Source organism: Paracoccus sphaerophysae (assembly GCF_000763805.1).
GTDB lineage: Bacteria > Pseudomonadota > Alphaproteobacteria > Rhodobacterales > Rhodobacteraceae > Paracoccus > Paracoccus sphaerophysae.
Genome location: NZ_JRKS01000018.1, coordinates 1 through 19,664 on the forward strand (window position 1 = coordinate 1; position 19,664 = coordinate 19,664).

Here is a 19,664-nt window from a genome sequence, read left to right on the forward strand (position 1 = left end):
GATCAGGACATAACCCAGCTGCCGTTCAGCCAGCATCTCGGGCAGCGTGGCCCGGTCATATTGCGGGTTCGCGCGCGACCGCGGGATCGACCGCACGTCGCAGACCAACCGCACATCCGCGGCGTGCAGCAGCGCCCCGAGCTCATCAAGACTGCGCGTCGAATGCCCGATAGTGTAGAATAACGTCATGCCTTGCAGGAGGGAGCAAATGTCCCACGAGTTCAAGACGGGTGATCACGTCAGCTGGAATTCTGAGGCCGGGCGCGTCAGCGGCCGCATCACCCGCGTCCATCCGCAGGATTTTCAGGTGAACGGCTATACGCGGCATTGTTCGCAGGACGATCCGCAATACGAGATCGCCAGCGACAAGACCGGCCACATCGCCTATCACAAGGCCGGCGCGCTGACGAAGGTCGGCTGAGTCAGTCCAGCAGCGGCGCCGGGCTGTCGGCCCAGCCGTTCCGCGACCGGCCGCTCGCGAGGCCCACGCGATAGACGGTGTCCATGTAGGCCGGATCGAAGGGCAGCCCCTGCGGCAGCCGCTGCGCGGCGGGCACGGCGGTGACGTGGAAGTCGAACCCGTCCCGGCGCGCGAGGTGCTGAATCTCGGAAATATCCACCAGCGACTGCGCCTTGATCATCGTGCTGACGCTGCGCCCGGCGATGGCCAGCGCGTTCTGGGCCACCGTCTCGGGTTCCGGCCCGAGCTTGGAATTCCGCACCACCCACATCCGCCGCGGCCCGCGACGGGGCGGCAACGTCACCTCGGGCGGATAGGCGAAGACGCCCCGGGTCACGCCGCCATCGACGTGCATTTCCTGAAAGCGGTGCCCGTCGGCCACCACGTCGATGGCGACCGGCGGGAAGGCCGCGGGGATCGAGGCCGAGGCGAGCAGGATGGCGCGGATCAGCTCGACCCGGTCCGGCTGGCCGGACGCCGCGATGCGGCCGATGTCCCAGATCACCTGCCGCTGGGCGTCAAGGTTGGTGGTGCCGATCAGCAGCAGCCGGCCCTTGCGGCGCTCTGCGGCGATCTCGTCGACCATCGCCGGCGTCACGATCGCCGCGATGCGGTCGCGCAGGGGCGAGCTGTCGCCGACCGAGGGCGCCCCCGTCAACACCTGCAGCGGCTTCAGCAGCACCACATCCGACCGCTGCGTCTGGGTGTAGGATCGGCGCAGCTCACCGTCATAGCGCGGCCCGAGGAAAGCCAGCGGCGCGATCAGCGCCCCGGTCGAGACGCCGGTGACCATGTCGAATTCCGGCCGGTCGCCACGTTCGGTCCAGCCGATCAGCAGCCCGGCGCCGAAGGCCCCGCCATCGCCGCCGCCCGACAGCGCGAGGATGTCCACCGCCTCGGCCCCGCGCAGCCGGGCCAGCGCCGCCGCACCCAGCGAGTCGGTCTGCGCGTCGCTGGCGCCGATCACGTTGCCATAGGCGCGGATGCGGCCATAGCCGGGCGGGGCGGCGTTCAGCGTCGCCGCCGCCGGCACCGCCGGCAGGTCCCGCACCGGCCCGAGGTCGCAGGCGGCGGTCGCCAGCGCCGCAGTCACAAGGACGAGGCTGCGGGCGGTCCGGCCCGCGCGGTGCGCTGCGATCATCTCGTCCCCCCGCGAGTCCGCAATGCCAATTTCCGCACCCCCCGTGTCAGCGCCGCGAACTGCCGGCCATCGCCCGCGCCCGCTTGCGCGGGTCGCTTTCGAACAGCGCCGCCAGCTGTTCGGTCATCGCCCCGGCCAGCTGGTCCACGTCGGTGATCGTCACCGCGCGGTCGTAATAGCGGGTCACGTCGTGGCCGATGCCGATCGCGATCAGTTCGACCTGGCGGCGCTTTTCTACCATCGCGATCACGTCGCGCAGGTGCTTTTCCAGGTAGTTGGCCGGGTTCACCGACAGTGTGCTGTCATCGACCGGCGCCCCGTCGGAAATCACCATCAGGATCTTGCGCGCCTCGGGCCGCCTGCCCATCCGCCGATGCGCCCATTCCAGCGCCTCGCCGTCGATGTTTTCCTTCAGCAGCCCTTCCTTCATCATCAGGCCCAGGTTCGGCCGCACCCGCCGCCACGGCGCGTCGGCGCCCTTGTAGATGATGTGGCGCAGGTCGTTCAGCCGCCCCGGCGCGGCCGGCCGGCCGTCCTTGAGCCATTTCTCGCGGCTCTGCCCACCCTTCCAGGCGCGGGTGGTGAAGCCGAGGATCTCGACCTTGACCGAGCAGCGTTCCAGCGTCCGTGCCAGCACGTCAGCGCAGATCGCGGCGATCGAGATCGGGCGGCCGCGCATCGACCCGGAATTGTCGATCAGCAGCGTCACCACCGTGTCGCGGAACTCGGTGTCCTTTTCCCACTTGAAGGACAGGGGCGTGGTCGGGTTCGCCACCACCCGCGCCAGACGGCCGGCGTCCAGCACCCCCTCTTCCTTGTCGAATTCCCAGCTGCGGTTCTGCTGCGCCTGCAGGCGGCGTTGCAGCTTGTTGGCGAGCCGGCTCACGGCCCCCTTCAGCGGGTCGAGCTGCTTGTCCAGATAGGCCCGCAGCCGTTCCAGCTCGGCCGGCTCGGCGAGGTCCTCGGCGCGGATTTCCTCGTCGAATTCCTGCGCATAGACGCGATAGTCGGCCGACGCCTCGCTGACCGGAGGCGGCAGTTCCGGCGGCATCTCGCTGTCGGCCATCTCGGCGTCTTCGACCAGCTCTTCGTCGGACTGGTCGTCCAGCGACACCTGTGCCTGCCGTTCGTCCTGGGTGCGCTCCTGCGACTGCTCGGGCGAGGCTTCGGCGTCGTCGCCCTCCTGTTCCTCGCGGGACTGGCTGTCGCCGGATTCGTCCTCCTGCTCGGCGTTCTCCTCGGGCTCGTCCTGCTGCGGCTCGTCGGGGTCGTCGCCCAGCTGGTCGCCATAGCCCAGATCGGCGATCATCCGGCGGGCGAGCCGGGCAAAGCTGGCCTGGTCGGCCAGCGCCGCATCGACATCGGCGAGCGCCCCGCCGGCCTGCTGTTCGACGAAGGGCCGCCACAGATCGGCGACGTGCTGGGCGGCGGGCGGCAGGGTGCGGCCGGTCGCCGCCTGGCGGACCAGGTAGCCCGCTGCGGCAGCCAGCGGCGCGTCGGCCGCGGCGCGGATCTGGCCGTAGCCCTTGCGGTCGGCCTCGGCCCCCAGCTTGGCGTCGATGTTCGACAGCGCGCCGGGCATGTCGCGGGCGCCCAGCGCCTCGCAGCGCGCGGTCTCCATCGCCTCGTAAAGCTCGCGCGCCATCGGCCCGGCGGGGGCGTATTTCGCGTGGGTGGCGGCGTCATGGTGACGCAGCTTCATCGCCAGCGCGTCGGCGGTGCCGCGCGCCATCAGGATTTCGTCCCGCGTCATCCGCCGGCTGATCTGCGGCAGGCGCATGGTGTCGCCCGCCACCCCCGAGGGATCGGCGGTGAAGGTGACGCTCAGCTCGTGCTCGGCGGCGAGGGCGCGGGTCGCCTCGGTCAGGGCCTTCTTGAACGGATCGGCGGGGTTGTCGGATTTCTGCATGGAACCGTTGTGCGGCTTTGGCGCGCGGGTGTCCATATGGCGCGGCGCGGACCGGAGCGCTGCCCCGGACCCCGGGATATTTCCGCAAAGAAGAACCCAAGCGCGTTGGCGGGCGTTCGCCCGGCATGGCCAAAGGGGATCGTTCGATGCGCGTGATGTTTCTTGCCCTGCTGTTGTCCCCCTTGCCGGCGCTGGCGCAGGACTGCGGGACGCCGCGGGCGTGCTACAACACGGGGTTCTCGGACGGGGTGGCGGCGGTAAACGCGCAGCTGGGCGCGGTGACGGCGCAGATGCAGCGGGACGTGCAGGCGCAGGTCAACGCGCAGCTGGCCCGGCTGGGCGCCGAGCGGACCCGCGAGTTGGAGGCGCGGCTTGCCACGGCCCAGGACCAGGCGCTGGCCGCGCAGGGGCTGGCGCAGGCGGTGGGCGACGGGCCGTCGGTGACCATGCCAACCCTGCCGCCGCTGGCGCGCGCGCCGGGCGGCGGGATCGCGCCGGTGCTACCGCGCGACCTGGCGGCAGCGACCCCGATCCGGCAGCGGCCCGATCCGCGCATCCCCGCCGATCCGGCGGCTCTGCCCGCGGGGACCACGATCACCATCACCGATCCCCAGAACCTGCCGCCCGAGCTGTTCCGCGCCCTGATGAACTACGCCGCCCGCTGACCATCATAGGCCTGCCGCGCGGCGTCGATCGCGTCGGCATGGGTGATCGTCCATTCCGCCAGCGCCGCGATCGGCCGGAACAGGTCGTGACCCATTGCAGTCAGCGCGTATTCCACCTGCGGCGGGGTCGCGGGCGTCACCGTGCGGCTGACCATCCCGTCGCGTTCCAGATTGCGCAGCGTGGCCGTCAGCATCTTCTGCGAGATGCTGCCGAGCCGCCGCTTGAGCGCCGAGAACCGCAGCGGCCCCTGCCCCAGTTCGCGCACGATCAGCAGCGTCCACTTGTCACCGATCCGCGACAGCATCTCGCTGATCCGCTGGCAGGTGCCGGTATCCTGGGTGTCGCATGGTTTCACTGGGGTGCCCTCTTGTGGCGGTCGCTGAAGCGCCCTTAGTAACTTCAAGTTACCAACTTAGTCATGGAGACTCAAATGTCCAAGCCCCGTATCGGCGTCATCATCGGTACCACCCGCAAGGCGCGCTTTGCCGACAAGCCGGCGCAGTGGTTCATGGAGCAGGTGGCGGACCACGCCGAACTGGATTTCGAACTTGTCGACCTGCGCGACTTCGATCTGCCCATGTTCGACGAGGTCGCCTCGAACGCCTGGTTGCCGTCGGAAGACCCGCATGCGGTAAGGTGGCAGGAAAAGGTGAAAAGCTTCGACGGCTATGTGTTCGTGACCGCCGAATACAACCACTCGATCTCCGGTTCGCTCAAGAACGCGCTGGACCAGGATTACACCGGCTGGGCCCGCAAGCCGATGGCGGCCGTCGCATATGGCGGCGTGGGCGGCGCGCGGGCGCTGGAGCATCTGCGCACGATCAGCGTCGAGCTTCAAATGGTGCCGCTGCGCAACGCCGTTCATATCGGCGGCAGCGATTTCTACAAGGTTTGGTCCGGCGGCGAGAACGCCCCGATGAGCGAGATCGAAGGCCACCTGCAGGCGGCGCTGAGTGCGATGCTGGACGAGCTTGTCTGGTGGACCAAGGCCACCAAGGCCGCGCGCGAGGCCTGATCGCGGACGGTCGGGGTCCACTGCGTCTGCCCCCGGCCGACCTTCAGATGTCGCCCGATCCGGCGGGACCGGGAGGCATGCCGCCCCGGTTACCCCCGGCTCGGCCGGGGGCGCGCGATCAGGTCCAGCGCCTGGTACACCAGCCCGTCCGGCCCCTGCGACAGATGCGCGGTGATGCCGAAGACCTGGGCGATGTTGGCAGGGGTCAGCACCTCGGACGGGCAGCCGTCCGCCACCAGCCGGCCCTCATGCAGCAGCACCAGCCGCGAACAGAACCGCGCCGCCAGCCCCAGGTCGTGCAGCGACGCCAGCACCGTCCGGCCCTGCCCGGCCAGGTCGCGGAACAGCCGCATGACTTCGATCTGCGCGGCGGGGTCGAGCCCGGCGATGGGCTCGTCGGCGAACAGGATCGGGGTGTCCTGCGCAAGGGCGCGGGCGATGAGGACGCGGGCCTGCTCGCCGCCCGACAGCTCGGTCGCCTGCCGGTGGCGCAGCCCCTGCAGGCCAAGCGCCACGATGGCGCGGTCGATGGCGGCGCGGTCGGCGGCGCGGGCCGCGCCGGGATGGGCGATCCGGCCCAGGGCGACCAGCGAGTCGACCGGCATCGGCCAGGCGATGTGGCGCCCCTGCGCGACGAAGGCGGCGACACGGGCGCGGGCCGCTTCCGGCAGGTCGGCCAGCGACGACCGACCGTCGGCGGGCAGCAGCCCCAACGCGGCGCGCAGCAGCGTGGTCTTGCCGGCGCCGTTCGGTCCCAGCAGGCCGACGAACTCGCCCGGCGCGATGCGCAGATCGACCCCGGACAGGACCGCCCTGCCGTTGCGAGTGAGCCCGAGGCCCTGCAGCGTCAGCCCGCTCACAGCGTCTGTCTCCGGGTGCGGAGGATCAGGTGCAGGAAGAACGGCGTGCCGACCAACGCCGTCAGCACCCCCAGCTTGAGATCGCGCCCCGGCGCCAGCAGCCGCACGGCGATGTCTGCGGCCATCACCACCGCTGCCCCGCCGAGCGCCGAGGCCGGCACCAGCCGCGACGGGCTCGCGCCCACGGCGGGGCGCAGCAGATGCGGCACCACCAGCCCGACGAAGCCGACCGCCCCCGCGACGGCGGTGGCCGCGCCGACCAGCGCCGCGACGCCGCCAACCAGCCGCAGCCGCAGCCCCTTCAGCGCGATGCCGGACGAGGCGGCGGTATCCTCGCCCAGCGTCAGCGCGTCCAGCGCCCGGCGCGTGGGCCACAGCAGCAGAAACCCCGCCGCCATGATCGGGGCCGCGATCCACACATGCAGCATCGAGCGATCGGCCAGCGAGCCCATCATCCAGAACACGATCTCGTTGGCGGCAAAGGGATTGGGCGACAGGTTCAGGACCAGCGAGGTCAGCGCCCCGGCCAGGGCCGAGATCGCGACGCCGGCGAGGATCAGCGCCAGCGCGTCGCCGCGCGGACCCGCCAGCAGCAGCACCAGCGCGACCGAGGCCGCCGCCCCGGCCAGCGCCGCCAGGGGCAGCCCCAGCGCAAAGGCCGAGGCGAGGCCGGTGTGGATCGCCAGCACCGCCCCCAGCCCGGCCGAGGCGCTGGTCCCGATCAGCCCCGGATCGGCCAGCGGATTGCGCAGGAACCCCTGCAGGACCGCCCCCGTCATGCCAAGCGCGGCGCCGACCAGCAGGCCGAGGATCGCGCGTGGCAGCCGGATTTCCCGCATCACCAGCGCCAGCATGTCGTCCTGACCCCGAAACAGCGCGGCGAGGCTGTCGACCGCGCCGACATGGGCGGGACCGGTCAGCAGCGAGGCCACGAACAGCAGCGCCACCAGCGCCGTCAGGCCGGCCAGCAGCCGGCGGTGGGACGCGGTCGCGCTCACATTGCCTCGCGCGCGGCGGCCAGTGCGGCCACCGCCCGCAGCACCTGCGGGGTGGCGCAGACCCAGTCGCGGTCCGCCATGACCCGGGACGGGTTGCGGGCCGTCAGCGCGGTCAGGCCGGGATGGCGCAGGATCTCCTCGGACCGCGAGGCGCCGGGATAGGGCTCGCCGGTGATGACCAGGTCGGGCGCGGCCAGCATCAGCACCTCGAGCGGCACCGTCCCGCCGCCGCCCACGCCCAGCGTCTCGGCGAGATTGGCGAAACCGGCCGCGTCGATGATCTCTCCCGCGAGGCTCTCGGGCCCCTCGCTGTAGCCGTTCGCTGCATACATTGCCGCCCGCGGGCGGTTGGCCGGGGGGCGCCCCAGCGCCGCCAGGTCGGCGTCGAAGCGCGCGACCATCGCCCGCGCCTGGTCCTGCCGACCCAGCAGGTCGCCCATGCGGATGAGGTTGCGGCGCAGCTCGTCAAAGCTCTGGGCGGCATCGAACAGCTCGACCCGCCGGCCCAGCCGGCGCAGCAGTTGCACCGTGCCCGGCTTGGCGAAGCTGTCCGCCAGCACCAGGTCGGGCCGGGCGAGATAGATCTCTTCGGCGTCGCCGTGATTGACCGGATAGGCCATCGCCTGATCGGCCAGCGCCGAGGCGCGGGGGTCCCGGGCCACGTGGCTGACCGAGACCAGCTGCCCCGGCGCCGCCAGCAGCATCGCCAGCTGGTCGGTGCACAGGTTCATCGACAGGACCCGGCGCGGCGCCTCGTCGGCGCCGGCCGGCAGGCCCAGGCCGCCCACAAGGCAGGCGGCCATGAGCCAGCGGATCACCATTTGGCGCTGAGGCCCAGATAGGCCGTCCTGCCGCGGGCGGCGAAGCCCCAGACGTCGGAATGATCCTGATCGAAGAGGTTCACCACGCGGCCGGTCAGGCGGAGATTGTCGGTCAGATCATAGCTCGTCGAGACGTTGACGACGTTATAGGCGTCCATTTCCCGCACCGGATAGGCTCCCCAGAACTGGGTGTCGTAGTTCCCCGACACATGGCGGAAATCGACCGTCGTGCTGCCGGCCCCTTGCGCGAAGGCATAGGTCGCCGACAGGCCCAGCTCGTGCCGCGGGCGGCGCGTCTCGACCGACCCGTCGGGGTTGCGAGCATCGAGATAGGTATAGTTCAGCGCCACCAGCAGGTCCGGCGTCGCCTGCACGCGGCCGGTCAGTTCCACCCCTTCGCGCGGGCTTTCGCCGGACTGGTTGACATAGGTCGCGCGGCCGTCCGGCGCGGCGCCGTAGGCATAGGTGATCTCGTCGTCCATCCGTTCCCTGAACCAGGTCAGGTCCACGGTCCCGCGATCGTCGGGCAGCTGGTATTCGATGCCGATATCGACCCCGCGGTTGGTTTCCGGCCGCAGGTTCAGGTTGCCGGCCGTAAAGCTGTCATTGACGTAGAGCTCGTAATGGGACGGGTTGACCAGCGCCCGGCCGGCCGAGGCGTGCAGCCGCAGCGGACGGTCCGGCACCTGCCAGGACAGGCCAAGGTTCCAGCTGGTGAAGTCGCCGAAGACCTCGTTGTCGTCACGGCGCAGGCCGGCCTGAATGTCCAGCCCGTTATCCAGAAAGCCGCGATATTCCAGCGCAAAGGCGGTCAGGTCGCGGTCAAAACCGGGGGCCGCCGAGCTTTCGTCGGTCTGCCTTTCGGCCAGGAAGTTCAGCAGGTGCCGCGCCTCGGCCACCGGCTGGCCGTCAAGGCCATAGCTCAGCCGGTATTTCAGCTTGGTGGTCTTGCCGGTCGTCTCGGGCGCGTTCTCGTGGCTTTGCCTGAAATCCGACCGCTGCAGGTCGAGCCGGTGGATCACCCGGCCGCCGGCCATCGCATATTCGGCCCAGACCCCGCCCTGGGTTTCGCGGCGGTCGCTGAACAGCGTCCCGTCATCGACGACATAGTTGTCGGCATTGGTGGCGGCAAAGGACAGCGCGTCGTAGTCGTAGCGTTCCCTGGACCAGCGCAGCGTGGTGCCGACGGTCAGGTCGTCGGCGGCCGCCCAGTCGCCGGACAGGCCGACCGTCTTGCGGTTGATCCCGTCCTTTTCGCCGCCATCGCCGGACAGGTCATAGCCGTGATCGTCCGTCGCCGACAGGCTCAGCGCGATGCCGCCGCGGTCGCTGCGCTGGCTGACGCGGGCCGAAGCCGACGCGCCGTCCCCCAGTTCGACCCGGCCCCCGTAATGCAGGCCGGGTTCGCCCTTGTCGGTGATAATGTTGATGACCCCGGCCGAGGCATTCGAGCCGTAGAACACCGATTGCGGCCCGCGCAGCACCTCGATCCGGTCGACATTATCGGTTTCCAGACCGCTCAGCATGTATTCGTCCGCGCCGCCGGCGGCCTCGATCCCGTCGATGAGGATCAGCGTGTGGTTGCCTTCGCCACCGCGGATGCGGACCTGGGTCGCGCCTGCGCCCCCGTCGCTGACCGCGACGCCGGGTACCGCGCGCAGCGCGTCCTGCACGGTGGTGAGGCCGCGGCGGTCGAGTTCTTCGGCGGTCAGCACGGTATAGGACCGCCCATAGGCGTCCGCGGCCGAGGAGGTCAGCCCGGCCGACAGCACGATTTCGTCAAGCACGATGCTGGTCGGCGCGGCGGTGTCCTGCGCGATGTCCTGCGCGGCGGCCAGCGCCGGCGCACACAGGCAGGTCGACAAAAGAAGCAGGCTGCGGATCTGGGTCAATTCGTTCGGTCCATCCCATGCGGACCACGCGGCCCGCGGTTGCAGAGGTGCGCCGGGGTGGTCCGCGCGGGCCATCCCGGACAGTGTCGATCACCACTGCGGAACGGCCGCTCTCCATGCGCGCCCCGCGCAGGAAATGGGTGAAGGCCTCGGCAGGTCTCCTGGCTCGCGGATCGTGGCTCGGGCCGGCCTTCCCGGGGGAACCCCAGTGGCGTCATCGGCCTTTGCTCACCGCTTACAGTTGCGGGGGCAGCCCCGGCCTGGCCCGGGCCTGTCGACCCGCGGCGCACCGGTGTTCCCTATTATCCCGACCGTTGAGCCGGGACCGAAGCTGGCGACGGCAATGCGCCAATCGCGAGGCCGAGTCAACGACCCCGCGGAAGGCAGCGGTTACCGTCCCGCGCCGGTCTACTCGGCCTTGTCCTCGGCCAGCCGGGCGGCGAGGAATTTCTGGAAATGCTCGCCGTTTTCATAGGTCCCGTCGCGGACCCACACCAGCATCGCCTCGACCGTGCCCTTGCCGAAGGCGCCGGGGACGGTGGCGATGGCGGCCTGGGCGGCAGGCTGGACCTCGGGGACCTCGCCGGGCAGGAACAGCATGGTCGGGGTGAACATCACCCCCCAGCGCGCCGCCATCTCGCTTTCCGGCAGCGCCGTGCCGTCCAGGTCGGTAATCTCGACGCTGCCGAACAGGTTCATCTGCACGACATAGAAATCCTCGGTCAGCAGCTTTTCGATGGCCGGGTCGACGAACACCTCCTCGTGCATCTTGGTGCAGTAGATGCAGCCGCTCTGTTCGACGATCACCATCAGGTGCTTGCCGGCGGCCTTGGCGTCGGCCAGGTCCTCGCGCAGGTCCTTGAAGGTGTCCTGCAGCCAGGCCGGCTTGTGCAGCCCGTCATCGCCGATCGTCACGGCGCCGGCGGGCAGCGCCAGGACTGCCAGCGCGGCGGCCATCAGGATGCGTCTCAGCATGGATCAATCCTCCCCCTCATGTCACCGTCGACGACCAGTCGAAGTGACGGATCATGAAATCGGCGATCCGGTTGACGCTGCCGGTCGCGATCAGCACCGCGAACAGGATCAGCATCGCGCCCATCGCCTTTTCGATATGGGCCAGAAAGCTGCGGTGGCGCGAGACCCAGCGCAGGAACGAGTTGATGAACAGCGCCGCCAGCACGAAGGGCAGCGTCATCGCCAGGCCGTAGACCAGCAGCAGCAACCCGCCGCGCCAGATGTCGCCCATCCCCGACGCGACCATCAGGATCGCGGCCAGCGCCGGGCCGACGCAGGGGGTCCAGCCGAACCCGAAGGCGAGCCCCATGACATAGGCGCCGGCGAGGCTGGCGGGCTTGGTCTCGGTCTCGATACGCGCCTGGCGGTACAGGAAGGGGATGCGGACCACGCCCAGGAAATGCAGGCCAAAGACGAACAGCACCGCCGCCGCCACCCAGGACAGGGTCTGCTTCCATTCCCCGAAGGCCCGGCCCAGGGCGGTGGCCCCCATCCCCATCAGCACGAAGATCGAGGTCACCCCCAGCGCAAAGGCGATCGCCTGCACCACGACGCGGCGGGTGGCGCCGGGGACGATGCGGTCGCCCTTCAGCTCCTGCATCGACAGCCCGGCCATGTAGCACAGGTAGAACGGCACCATCGGCAGGATGCAGGGCGACAGGAAGGACAGCAGCCCGGCCAGCGCCGCGCCGCCAAAGGAAATGTCGAACATTGCGCCCGCCCTGCCTTTCGCTCAAACTTCGAATAATCCGATGGATGAATACTCGGTGAGGAAAGGGGTCCGGTCAATGGTCCTGCGTGCGCTGTCGCTTGTCATCCCGCTGCTGGCCGCGAGCCCCGCCGCGGCCGAGCTGACCCTGCTGATGATCGAGCAGCCGGGCTGCGTCTATTGCGCCCGCTGGGACCGCGACATCGCGCCGATCCTGCCCAGGACCGACGAGGGCAAGGCCGCCCCCCTGCGCCGCATCCAGCTGCGCGAGCCGGTGCCCGCCGACATCACGCTCGATCGTCCGGCGACCTTCACCCCGACCTTCGTCATGCTGAACGACGGCCGCGAGACCGGCCGGATCGAGGGCTATCCGGGCGACGAATTCTTCTGGCCGCTCTTGAACGAGCTGATCGACACGGCCACCCTCGCCCAACCACCGCAACAGGAGAACCAGCCATGAAGACCCTGACCGCCGCTTGCGCCGTGCTGATCCTCGCCACCGCCGCCCACGCCGAAGCTCCGGTCACGCAGACGACCGAGGGCAGCTTCGACGATGTCGCGGCGGCGGTCGAATCGGCGATCATCAATGCCGGGCTGGTCATCGACGGCACCCACCAGGTCGGCGAGATGCTGGCCCGCACCAAGGCGGACGTGGGCGGCACCAAGGACCTGTTCACCCATGCGACGACCTTCACCTTCTGTTCGGCCACCGCGTCGCGGCAGGTGATGGAGGCCGACATCGCAAACCTGCAGCATTGCCCCTATGCGGTGTTCGTCTATGAAACGCCGGATGCGCCGGGCAAGATCACGGTCGGGCACCGCGCCTATGCCGATCCCGCAATGGCGCCGGTGACCGAGCTGCTGGACGGCATCGTCGCCGACGCGCTGAACTGAGCACGCGGCCCGCATGAACGACCTGCTCGATCTGACCCAACTGGCCGAACGGCTGGGAGAGCCGCAGCTGGCCGCGCTGATCGGCGTGCTGACCGGCGCGATCTTCGGCGTCGCGGCGCAGCGGTCAGCCTTCTGCCTGCGCTCGGCCACCATCGAGTTCGCCCGCGGCAGCCTGGGGCCGCGGATGGCGATCTGGCTGCTGTGCTTTTCGACCGCGCTCGTCTGGGTGCAGGCGGCGCGGCTGTCGGGGTTGTTCGATCCGCAGTCCGCGCGGATGATGAGCGTGACCGGCTCGTGGTCCGGCGCCATCGTTGGCGGGCTGATGTTCGGCGCCGGGATGGTGCTGGCGCGGGGCTGTTCGGGGCGGCTGGTGATCCTTGCGTCCAGCGGCAACCTGAGGTCGGTCATGACCGGGCTGATCTTCGCGGTCTTCGCGCAGATGAGCCTGCAGGGCTGGCTGGCGCCCGCGCGGCAGTACCTGGCCGCGCTGTGGGTGACGCCGAACGGGCGCAACATCGAGCTTGTCAGCCTGCTCGGACTGCCCGAGGAAACCGGGCTGGTGGTCGGGCTGCTGACCGCGGCGCTGGCGCTGTATCTGTCGTTTCGCCACGGGATCGGCCCGCGCAAGCTGGTCTTTGCCGCGGGCGTCGGCTTTTCCGTCGCCGTGGGCTGGGTCCTGACCTATGCGCTGGCCCAGATCGCGTTCGAGCCGGTATCGGTCAACTCGGTGACCTTTTCCGGCCCCTCGGCCGAGGCGCTGATGTTCTTCCTGGTCCCCGCCGGTCCGCTCAGCTTCGAGGTCGGGCTGGTGATCGGCGCCTGCCTGGGCGCCGCCGCCGCGGCGCTGCTGAACGGCGAATTTGCCTGGCAGGGGTTCGAGGGCGCGGCCTCGATGCGCCGCTACATGCTGGGCGGCGCGCTGATGGGCATGGGCGCAATGCTGGCCGGCGGCTGCGCCATCGGCGCCGGCGTCACCGGCAGTTCGATCCTGTCGGGCACGGCGTGGCTGACGCTGTTCTTCTTTTTCGTCGGCGCCGGGATCACCGACCGGCTGATCGACTATCGCCCGCAAAGCTGAACGGGCGGGGTTTCCCCCGCCCGCCGGCTGTTTCTTTTCAGAGCCGTGCGACCGTCAGGGCTTGGCCGGCGTCTCCGCCGGGGCGGCGTCGGCGGGCGGGGTAGCCGCCGCGTCGGCCGCAGGCGCAGCATCCGCAGCCGGCGCAGCGTCCGCCGGGGGAGCAGCGTCGGCTGGCGCAGTCTCCGGCGGTTCGGCAGCCGGAGCGGCGGCACCACCCTCGGCCCCCTCGGCGCCCGGAGGCGCGCTCGTGGCGTCGTCCGGCGTCACATCCAGGATCGAGGCGTGGCGGGTAATCTCGACCGAGTGCTTGCAGTTTTCCATGCACGGCTCTTTCGTGAACTCGGGGTATTCCACGGCTTCCCGGTCGTCGGCAAAGAACGCTTCGGCGTTGGGCAGTTTGACCTCGGTAAAGGTCTCCTTGGACAGCACGAAATCGTCGTCCACCAGGTTGTTCGAATACAGCAGATAGGCCGTGATCGCATAGGTATCGTCGGCGCTGAGCGTCTGCGCCTGCCCGAACGGCATCGAGCGGTGGACATAGTCCCAGACCGTGGACAGATACGGCCAGTAGCTGCCGATCGTCTTGACCGGATCCTGGCGGTTCAGCGTGCCTTCCCCGCCCGACAGCTTGGGCCAGTTGTCCAGCCCCTCGGCAAAGTCGCCTTGGCAGCTGGCGCAGTTCTCAAGATAGACCTCCTCGCCCGTCGCCACGTCGCCCGATCCCTCGGGCAGACCACGGCCATCGGGCATCACCTTGACGTCCCACGCGGCGATCTCCTCGGGCAGCGCGGCGCGGCCCAGGCCCAGCGGCTCGGACTGCGCGGTCAGCGGCAGCGCCGCCAGCGGCAAGGCCAGCGCGAATGCCGCAATCTCAGGAAACTTCGACATTTTCCGCGCTCCCGTCGGGCTTGATCCACCAGGTCTGGATGGCATTGTTGTGATAGACCGAATTCTCGCCGCGGATCGCCCGCAGCGCGTCCTTGGTGGGCTGGACATAGCCCGTCTGGTCGATGGCGCGGGATTGCAGCAGCAGTTCCGACCCGTCCCAGTTCAGGTCGAAATAGAACCGGGTCATCGCCATCGGCACGCCGGGCGCGGCCAGCCGCGCGGTCTGCCAGCTCTTGCCGCCGTCAGTCGAGACGTCGACGCGGGTGACCGCGCCGCGGCCTGACCAGGCCAGCCCGGTGATGACCAGCGGCCCCGGGCCGTGGGCGATCGGCACCTGTGGGCTGGGGGCGGTGATGACCGATTTGGCGTCCATCACCCAGGTCCATTTCCGCGACGTGCCATCGGCCATGGTGTCGGTGTATTTCGAGGTCTCCTCGCGGCTTTCGACCGCTGCATCGGTGACCTCGATCCGGCGCAGCCACTTGACCCACATGTTGCCTTCCCAGCCCGGCACGACCAGCCGGACGGGGTAGCCATGTTCCTTGCGCAGCGCCTCGCCATTGGCCTTGAAGGCCACCAGCACGTCGCCCAGCGCCTTTTCGATCGGGATTGAGCGGCCGTTCGAGGACGCATCCGCGCCTTCGACATAGACCCACTTGCCTTCGGGCTTGACGCCGGCCTCGTCCAGCAGCGTCTTCAGCGAGACGCCGACATATTCCATGTTGTGGATCATGCCCTGGGTGAACTGCACCCCGTTCAGCTGCGCCCCGGCCCATTCCATCCCGGAGTTCGCCGCGCATTCGCAGAAATAGACCCCGGCCTGGCGCGGGAAGCGGGTCAGGTCGTCATAGGTGAAGAGCAGCGGCCGGTCGACCAGCCCGTTGATCATCAGCCGGTAGTCGGGCTTGGATAGCTCGATGGCGCCGGAATGGTGCCGCTCGAAGGCGCAGCCGGCGGGGGTAATGGTCCCGTCCAGCTCGTGAATCGGGGTGAAGTTGATCGAGCTGATCGGGTCGGCGGTCAGCCACGGCACGTTGCGGCGCACCACCTGATCCTCGAAGTGGATCGGCATGCCGTAGGGTGTGGCGTCCACGCCGTCGCCCGTGTAGCGCGCCCAGTCCTGCACCTCGGTGATAAGGGGATCGGGCGTGCCCGCGGCAATCCCCTGGGCCCGCGCGGCCAGCGCCCCGGCCGGCAGCGCCACGCCGGCTGCGATGCCGGCGCGCAGCAGGCTGCGGCGCGCGGGGGATGCGGGACGGCCGGAGATATCGTCGCTCATCTGGCGCCTCATTACTGCTTGACGGTGATCGGCGAGGTTTCGCCAAGGGCCGGGATCTTGCCCAGCTTGCGGATATGCGATTCGACCACGTCCCAGATCTGCGGACCCTCGGTGCCCTCGTTGACCGAGGCCCAGCCGGCGACGACATAGTTGCGCGCCGGGTCGATGGGGGAATTGTCGCGCAGCAGGGTCATGCCGCTGATCCGGTTGCCCATCTCGGCATTGGGGTCGATGGTATAGCCCAGCCCGCCGACGCGGACCATGTCGCCGCCCTGCTGGTAATAGGGATCGGCGTTGAAGATGTTGTCGGCGACGTCCTCCATAACCGTCTTCAGAGTCTCGCCGGACATCTCGTTGCGATAGACCTGGCCATAGGTGATCGAGGTCACCGAATGGATGTCCTCGCGGGTGATCGGCCCTGGGATCAGGCTCGCACCCCAGCGCACGCCGGGGGACAGCGCGATTTCGGCGTCGCGTTCGGCCATGATCGCGTCGCAGATCAGGTCGTCCCAGGTGCCGTTGAAGTTGCCGCGGCGGTACAGCAGGCCCTCGGTTTCGCCGACCACCTCGGACAGCTTGTCGGCGTAGGGGGCACGGATCTCGTCGATCAGCGCCGTCATGTCGGCATCGGGCGCGATCACGTCCGAGAAGATCTGGATCAGCTTGTGGCGGAAGCCGGCCATCTTGCCGCCCTGCACGTCCAGGTCGACGCGGCTGACGAACTTGCCGTGGCTGCCCGAGGCGATGATGATCGTCTTGCCGACCAGCACGGGTTCGGGCACGGCGTCATGGGTGTGGCCCGACAGGATCACGTCGATGCCCTTGACCCGGCCGGCCATCTTGTGGTCGACGTCAAAACCGTTGTGGGACAGCATCACGACCAGGTCGACGCCGTCGGCGCGGACCTCGTCGACGACCGCCTGCATGCGCTCCTCGCGGATGCCGAAGCTGTATTCGGGGAACATCCATTTCGGGTTGGCGATCGGCAGATAGGGGAAAGCCTGGCCGATCACGGCCACCCGCAGCCCGCCCTTCTCGAAGATCTTGTAGGGCTCGAAAGCGGGTTCGTCCCACTCGGCGTCGAAGATGTTGGCGCCCAGCAGCGGCTGGTCCATCATCTCGACCAGTTCCTTGACGCGCTCGGTGCCGAAGGTGAATTCCCAGTGCGCGGTCATCGCCTCGGACCCCAGCGCCTTGAACACGCGGACCATGTCCTCGCCGCGGGTTTCCAGACTGGTATAGCTGCCATGCCAGGTGTCGCCGCCATCCAGCAGGATGGAATCCGGCCGCGCGGCGCGGATCGCCTTGACCACGGTGGCGACGCGGTCGAACCCGCCCATCCGGCCATAGGTCTTGGCCAGGTCCACGAAGTCCGGATAGGTCAGCGCATATGCCTCGGGCGAGCGCGGGGCGATGCCGAACAGCTTCTGGAACGCCTCGCCGACCACGTGCGGCACCCGGCCGGCGGCCTCGCCCACGCCGATATTGGTGTCCGGCTCGCGGAACCAGACCGGCTTCAGATGAGCGTGGCAGTCGGTGATGTGGATCAGCGTCAGGTTGCCGAAACCGTCGAACTGCAGCAGCTGGTCCTGGGTCAGGGCCTGCTGGGCCAGCGCACGGGTGACGTTGCCGAAGCCCAGCCCCGCCAGCACGGCCGAGGCCGCCAGTCCGGTTTGCAGAAAATCGCGCCGTGTGGTCATGCCGTGTCCAGTCATATTCGCATGTATGAAGATTCAGCGGTCGAAAGCGCCGCGCGGACGGGCCGCGCGGCGCCAAGTGGATCAGTGGCGGACGCTGGCGCCCTCGACCGGCAGGCCGTTGCCGCGCGAGGCGACGTACAGCTCGAGGTCGCGGAATTCCTGGCTGCCCTGTTCGAACGGCTCGGCGCGGGTGTCGCGGATGCAGCCCGAGAACCGTTCATGCAGCGAGACCGTACCGGCGCCGTTGATGCGGAACACCGGAAAGCCGTTGGTCTGGCCCTGCGACAGGTGGTCCGCGCGGATCATCTGGCCATAGTTCTGCTGGTGGCAATTGGCGCAGGACAGTTCCAGCTGGCCATAGCGGGTATAGTAGATTTCCTTGCCCTTCTCCCAGAACGGCTTGGCCGGCCCGTCGATGGCGACATCGACCGGCATCCCCCGCGACTGCAGCGAGATGGCGAGGGTCATGTTCTCCATCGGCTGGCTGGACCATTTCCAGGCCTCGGCGCCCATGCGGTTGGTGCGGCAGTCGTTGATGTAGTTTTCCATCGACCACAGCTCGCCCGCGGCGTTGACCTTGGGCATGACGGCGCGGACGCCCTTCATGCTTTCGATTTCGTTGTGGCACGAGGCGCAGCTTTTGCCCTCGGTGCCGTCGACGGTGTTCCAGGCTTCGATCCCCTGATCGACGAAGGCCATCGAGGGGTTGGCAAAGTCGTCTTCCTGCATGGCGCGGGTTTCGGCGTCGCGGAACACCCAGCCCGAATAGATCTTGTCGCCCAGCGCGCCTTCCAGGTGCGCTGGCGCATCGGCGAAGGTCGGCAGCGTCACCGCGCCGCCGTCGATGACGATGTCCGGGGTCTCGGTCGGCGCGGTCTCGGCCAGCGCAGGCAGCGTCAGCGCAAGGCTGATCCCCAGTGCGCCGAGCGAACGGATCGCTTTAGTCATGTCGTGGATCCCTCCCGTTGGAAGCGGCCGGCCCGTCCGGGGCCGGTTCCGCATGCCTGCGTCGGCGTATCGTGCCTGGCCGCGTCAGGCGACTTCGATCTTCTGCACGTCCTCGTAGACGGACCCGTCATCGTCGTACCAGGTGAACTTGAATTCACCCGATTCCGGCACCTTGGCCTGGAATTCGACATAGGGGTTGGTGCTGATCGCCGGTTCCAGGGTCATGTCCAGGACGGACTGGCCGTTGAATTCGACCGTCATGCGGTTGATGATAGACCGCGGGATGACCTTGCCGTCCTTGTCCTTGCGCTGACCCGATTCCATCTGGTGCGAGATCAGGGTCTTGATCGTGATGACCTCGTCCTTGGAGGCCGTCTTGGGCACGCGGACGCGGGGTTTGACGTTGTCTGCCATGATTCTACCTTTCCGACCTCAGCCGCCGCAGCCGCCGATGGTCACCTTGACGTTGCTTTTCGCCCGCACGACCTTGCCGTCGGTGAACTTGGCGATGGCCATCACGTCCTGGGTCTTGGCCAGGCGCACGCGGGTGGACACCGCCTGGTTGCCGGCCAGCGGACCAAAGGTGAACTTGGCCACGCCGGGCACCGGGTTGCCGCTGGCCACCAGCAGAATTTCCGTCGCCCCGGGCGCGTCGACGCTGATCGGGACGGTGTTGCCGTTCTCGGCGATCTCGGGGGCGGTCAGGGTGACGCCGTCGCCATCCGTGACCTCGGCGCCGCCGGCGAACTCGGCGACCCATTGATCGGCGGTCATCTCGGGCTGCGCGGCGGGCGCCGCAGCCTGGGCCAGGACCCGCAGCGGCAGGCCGGCGAGCGCGATGCCCGCGGCACCAGCGACAAGCATGGTACGTCGTCGAGAATTCATCTCTCGTCTCACTCCTTCTGCGTGGCCAGATAGGCGACCACATCTTCGATCTGTTGGGCGTTCAGAAGCGGCTTCAGCGGTTCCTGCGCCGGCTTGCCGGTAAAGCCCTCGCCCGGCCGGACATAGCCGGAGGTCTTGTAGAAGCTGGGCATCACCGAATCGGGGAACACGTGCTTGGCGTCGGCGACGATGGCGCGCAGCTGTTCTTCGGTCCAGCGGCTGCCGGCGCCGTCCAGCGACGGCCCGACATTGCCCTGGAAATCCGCATCGGAGTTACTGACCACGTGGCAGGCCACGCAGTTGCCCAGAGACTTTTCGGCATAGATCTTGGCGCCCTCCCCGGCGTTGCCCGGGGTCCCGGACAGCGATTCGGCGATCACGTTCCCCTCGCCCCAGGCGACGTCGGCCGGTGCGACCTCGGCCTGTGCGGCACCCCAGATGACAGCCCCGGCGATGACCGACGCGGCGATGAAGCGCACAATGGCGGCTGCCCAAAATCTCATGAGC

Annotated in this window: 23 protein-coding genes and 1 riboswitch; of the genes, 6 read left to right on the forward strand and 17 right to left on the reverse strand. The window is 68.9% G+C overall.

Going from position 1 to position 19,664, the window contains the following annotated elements; genetic code table 11:
- On the reverse strand, window positions 1–189 hold a 189-nt coding region (locus tag IC63_RS07340), incomplete at its 3' end, for a DUF488 family protein (protein ID WP_036718568.1).
- A gap of 19 nt (window positions 190–208) precedes the next feature.
- Between IC63_RS07340 and IC63_RS07345 the strand changes: the two genes are divergently transcribed.
- Entirely contained in the window at window positions 209–421 is a 213-nt protein-coding gene (locus IC63_RS07345) for a hypervirulence associated TUDOR domain-containing protein (protein ID WP_036718571.1), read from the forward strand.
- A gap of 1 nt (window position 422) precedes the next feature.
- Here IC63_RS07345 and IC63_RS07350 read toward each other — a convergent pair whose 3' ends face one another.
- A complete protein-coding gene (locus IC63_RS07350; protein ID WP_052041956.1) occupies window positions 423–1,601 on the reverse strand; it encodes a patatin-like phospholipase family protein in 1,179 nt (392 codons plus the stop codon).
- A gap of 46 nt (window positions 1,602–1,647) precedes the next feature.
- Window positions 1,648–3,510, reverse strand: a complete 1,863-nt coding sequence (gene cobT / locus IC63_RS07355; RefSeq protein WP_036718573.1) for a cobaltochelatase subunit CobT — start codon at window positions 3,508–3,510, stop codon at window positions 1,648–1,650.
- 146 nt (window positions 3,511–3,656) lie between these two features.
- Here cobT and IC63_RS07360 point away from each other — a divergent pair, with 146 nt between their 5' ends.
- Window positions 3,657–4,175: a hypothetical protein gene (locus tag IC63_RS07360; RefSeq protein ID WP_036718575.1), complete on the forward strand. Its 519-nt coding sequence runs from the start codon at window positions 3,657–3,659 to the stop codon at window positions 4,173–4,175.
- Here the strand turns inward: IC63_RS07360 and IC63_RS07365 are convergent.
- On the reverse strand, window positions 4,160–4,531 hold the full coding sequence (locus IC63_RS07365; protein ID WP_036718577.1) for a winged helix-turn-helix transcriptional regulator: 372 nt from the start codon (window positions 4,529–4,531) through the stop codon (window positions 4,160–4,162). The genes IC63_RS07360 and IC63_RS07365 overlap by 16 nt on opposite strands.
- 75 nt (window positions 4,532–4,606) lie before the next feature.
- Between IC63_RS07365 and IC63_RS07370 the strand changes: the two genes are divergently transcribed.
- Window positions 4,607–5,191 carry an NADPH-dependent FMN reductase gene (locus tag IC63_RS07370; protein ID WP_232222538.1) on the forward strand — a complete coding sequence of 195 codons (585 nt, stop codon included), beginning with the start codon at window positions 4,607–4,609 and terminating at the stop codon, window positions 5,189–5,191.
- Window positions 5,192–5,280: 89 nt separating this feature from the next.
- Here IC63_RS07370 and IC63_RS07375 read toward each other — a convergent pair whose 3' ends face one another.
- From IC63_RS07375 to IC63_RS07400, 6 genes are all read right to left on the reverse strand, one after another.
- The gene (locus IC63_RS07375) at window positions 5,281–6,051 is read right to left on the reverse strand and encodes an ABC transporter ATP-binding protein (protein ID WP_036718581.1); all 771 of its coding nucleotides are present in this window, start codon (window positions 6,049–6,051) and stop codon (window positions 5,281–5,283) included.
- Entirely contained in the window at window positions 6,048–7,049 is a 1,002-nt protein-coding gene (locus IC63_RS07380; protein ID WP_156965401.1) for a FecCD family ABC transporter permease, read from the reverse strand. Before IC63_RS07380 ends, IC63_RS07375 begins: the two co-directional genes overlap by 4 nt.
- Window positions 7,046–7,870 (reverse strand): ABC transporter substrate-binding protein, encoded by an 825-nt coding sequence (locus tag IC63_RS07385; RefSeq protein ID WP_036718583.1) that lies wholly within the window; start codon window positions 7,868–7,870, stop codon window positions 7,046–7,048. Before IC63_RS07385 ends, IC63_RS07380 begins: the two co-directional genes overlap by 4 nt.
- Window positions 7,864–9,762: a TonB-dependent receptor plug domain-containing protein gene (locus IC63_RS07390; protein ID WP_232222539.1), complete on the reverse strand. Its 1,899-nt coding sequence runs from the start codon at window positions 9,760–9,762 to the stop codon at window positions 7,864–7,866. The genes IC63_RS07385 and IC63_RS07390 overlap by 7 nt, the downstream gene beginning before the upstream one ends.
- 134 nt (window positions 9,763–9,896) lie before the next feature.
- Window positions 9,897–10,107: riboswitch (cobalamin riboswitch) on the reverse strand.
- A gap of 63 nt (window positions 10,108–10,170) precedes the next feature.
- Window positions 10,171–10,737 (reverse strand): thioredoxin family protein, encoded by a 567-nt coding sequence (locus IC63_RS07395; protein WP_036718584.1) that lies wholly within the window; start codon window positions 10,735–10,737, stop codon window positions 10,171–10,173.
- A 16-nt stretch (window positions 10,738–10,753) separates the two neighbouring features.
- Window positions 10,754–11,488, reverse strand: coding sequence for a cytochrome c biogenesis CcdA family protein (locus IC63_RS07400; RefSeq protein ID WP_036718586.1), 735 nt, complete (start codon window positions 11,486–11,488; stop codon window positions 10,754–10,756).
- A 76-nt stretch (window positions 11,489–11,564) separates the two neighbouring features.
- On the opposite strand from IC63_RS07400, the gene IC63_RS07405 reads away from it, so the two are divergent.
- From IC63_RS07405 to IC63_RS07415, 3 genes are read left to right on the forward strand one after another with little or no spacing between them, the layout of a single operon-like run.
- Window positions 11,565–11,945, forward strand: coding sequence for a thioredoxin domain-containing protein (locus tag IC63_RS07405; protein WP_052041957.1), 381 nt, complete (start codon window positions 11,565–11,567; stop codon window positions 11,943–11,945).
- Window positions 11,942–12,379 (forward strand): DUF302 domain-containing protein, encoded by a 438-nt coding sequence (locus IC63_RS07410; RefSeq protein WP_036718587.1) that lies wholly within the window; start codon window positions 11,942–11,944, stop codon window positions 12,377–12,379. The genes IC63_RS07405 and IC63_RS07410 overlap by 4 nt, the downstream gene beginning before the upstream one ends.
- Before the next feature lie 13 nt (window positions 12,380–12,392).
- Window positions 12,393–13,457, forward strand: coding sequence for a YeeE/YedE family protein (locus IC63_RS07415; RefSeq protein ID WP_036718590.1), 1,065 nt, complete (start codon window positions 12,393–12,395; stop codon window positions 13,455–13,457).
- 54 nt (window positions 13,458–13,511) lie between these two features.
- Here the strand turns inward: IC63_RS07415 and IC63_RS07420 are convergent, their stop codons facing one another.
- The 7 genes from IC63_RS07420 to soxX form a co-directional block, all read right to left on the reverse strand.
- Complete coding sequence (locus tag IC63_RS07420) at window positions 13,512–14,345, reverse strand: c-type cytochrome (RefSeq protein ID WP_084115606.1); 834 nt, start codon at window positions 14,343–14,345, stop codon at window positions 13,512–13,514.
- Window positions 14,329–15,624: a sulfite dehydrogenase gene (soxC, locus tag IC63_RS07425; protein WP_036718652.1), complete on the reverse strand. Its 1,296-nt coding sequence runs from the start codon at window positions 15,622–15,624 to the stop codon at window positions 14,329–14,331. The genes IC63_RS07420 and soxC overlap by 17 nt, the downstream gene beginning before the upstream one ends.
- Window positions 15,625–15,635: 11 nt before the next feature.
- Window positions 15,636–17,324 (reverse strand): thiosulfohydrolase SoxB, encoded by a 1,689-nt coding sequence (gene soxB, locus IC63_RS07430; protein ID WP_036718593.1) that lies wholly within the window; start codon window positions 17,322–17,324, stop codon window positions 15,636–15,638.
- Between the two features lie 81 nt (window positions 17,325–17,405).
- Window positions 17,406–18,272 (reverse strand): sulfur oxidation c-type cytochrome SoxA, encoded by an 867-nt coding sequence (gene soxA, locus IC63_RS07435; protein WP_036718594.1) that lies wholly within the window; start codon window positions 18,270–18,272, stop codon window positions 17,406–17,408.
- A gap of 84 nt (window positions 18,273–18,356) precedes the next feature.
- Window positions 18,357–18,686, reverse strand: a complete 330-nt coding sequence (gene soxZ / locus IC63_RS07440; RefSeq protein ID WP_036718597.1) for a thiosulfate oxidation carrier complex protein SoxZ — start codon at window positions 18,684–18,686, stop codon at window positions 18,357–18,359.
- 18 nt (window positions 18,687–18,704) lie between these two features.
- On the reverse strand, window positions 18,705–19,157 hold the full coding sequence (gene soxY, locus IC63_RS07445; RefSeq protein ID WP_036718599.1) for a thiosulfate oxidation carrier protein SoxY: 453 nt from the start codon (window positions 19,155–19,157) through the stop codon (window positions 18,705–18,707).
- A gap of 8 nt (window positions 19,158–19,165) precedes the next feature.
- Window positions 19,166–19,660 (reverse strand): sulfur oxidation c-type cytochrome SoxX, encoded by a 495-nt coding sequence (gene soxX, locus IC63_RS07450; protein WP_084115608.1) that lies wholly within the window; start codon window positions 19,658–19,660, stop codon window positions 19,166–19,168.
- Between the last annotated feature and the right edge of the window lie 4 nt (window positions 19,661–19,664).

Excerpts from the sequence above, each read along its gene's own strand:
- IC63_RS07345 (WP_036718571.1), top strand. The coding sequence starts at position 209 with ATGTCCCACGAGTTCAAGACGGGTGATCACGTCAGCTGGAATTCTGAG.
- IC63_RS07350 (WP_052041956.1), bottom strand. The coding sequence starts at position 1,601 with ATGATCGCAGCGCACCGCGCGGGCCGGACCGCCCGCAGCCTCGTCCTT.
- cobT (WP_036718573.1), bottom strand. The coding sequence starts at position 3,510 with ATGCAGAAATCCGACAACCCCGCCGATCCGTTCAAGAAGGCCCTGACC.
- IC63_RS07360 (WP_036718575.1), top strand. The coding sequence starts at position 3,657 with ATGCGCGTGATGTTTCTTGCCCTGCTGTTGTCCCCCTTGCCGGCGCTG.
- IC63_RS07370 (WP_232222538.1), top strand. The coding sequence starts at position 4,607 with ATGTCCAAGCCCCGTATCGGCGTCATCATCGGTACCACCCGCAAGGCG.
- IC63_RS07385 (WP_036718583.1), bottom strand. The coding sequence starts at position 7,870 with ATGGTGATCCGCTGGCTCATGGCCGCCTGCCTTGTGGGCGGCCTGGGC.
- IC63_RS07395 (WP_036718584.1), bottom strand. The coding sequence starts at position 10,737 with ATGCTGAGACGCATCCTGATGGCCGCCGCGCTGGCAGTCCTGGCGCTG.
- IC63_RS07400 (WP_036718586.1), bottom strand. The coding sequence starts at position 11,488 with ATGTTCGACATTTCCTTTGGCGGCGCGGCGCTGGCCGGGCTGCTGTCC.
- IC63_RS07405 (WP_052041957.1), top strand. The coding sequence starts at position 11,565 with ATGGTCCTGCGTGCGCTGTCGCTTGTCATCCCGCTGCTGGCCGCGAGC.
- IC63_RS07410 (WP_036718587.1), top strand. The coding sequence starts at position 11,942 with ATGAAGACCCTGACCGCCGCTTGCGCCGTGCTGATCCTCGCCACCGCC.
- IC63_RS07415 (WP_036718590.1), top strand. The coding sequence starts at position 12,393 with ATGAACGACCTGCTCGATCTGACCCAACTGGCCGAACGGCTGGGAGAG.
- IC63_RS07420 (WP_084115606.1), bottom strand. The coding sequence starts at position 14,345 with ATGTCGAAGTTTCCTGAGATTGCGGCATTCGCGCTGGCCTTGCCGCTG.
- soxC (WP_036718652.1), bottom strand. The coding sequence starts at position 15,624 with ATGAGCGACGATATCTCCGGCCGTCCCGCATCCCCCGCGCGCCGCAGC.
- soxB (WP_036718593.1), bottom strand. The coding sequence starts at position 17,324 with ATGACCACACGGCGCGATTTTCTGCAAACCGGACTGGCGGCCTCGGCC.
- soxA (WP_036718594.1), bottom strand. The coding sequence starts at position 18,272 with ATGACTAAAGCGATCCGTTCGCTCGGCGCACTGGGGATCAGCCTTGCG.
- soxZ (WP_036718597.1), bottom strand. The coding sequence starts at position 18,686 with ATGGCAGACAACGTCAAACCCCGCGTCCGCGTGCCCAAGACGGCCTCC.
- soxY (WP_036718599.1), bottom strand. The coding sequence starts at position 19,157 with ATGAATTCTCGACGACGTACCATGCTTGTCGCTGGTGCCGCGGGCATC.
- soxX (WP_084115608.1), bottom strand. The coding sequence starts at position 19,660 with ATGAGATTTTGGGCAGCCGCCATTGTGCGCTTCATCGCCGCGTCGGTC.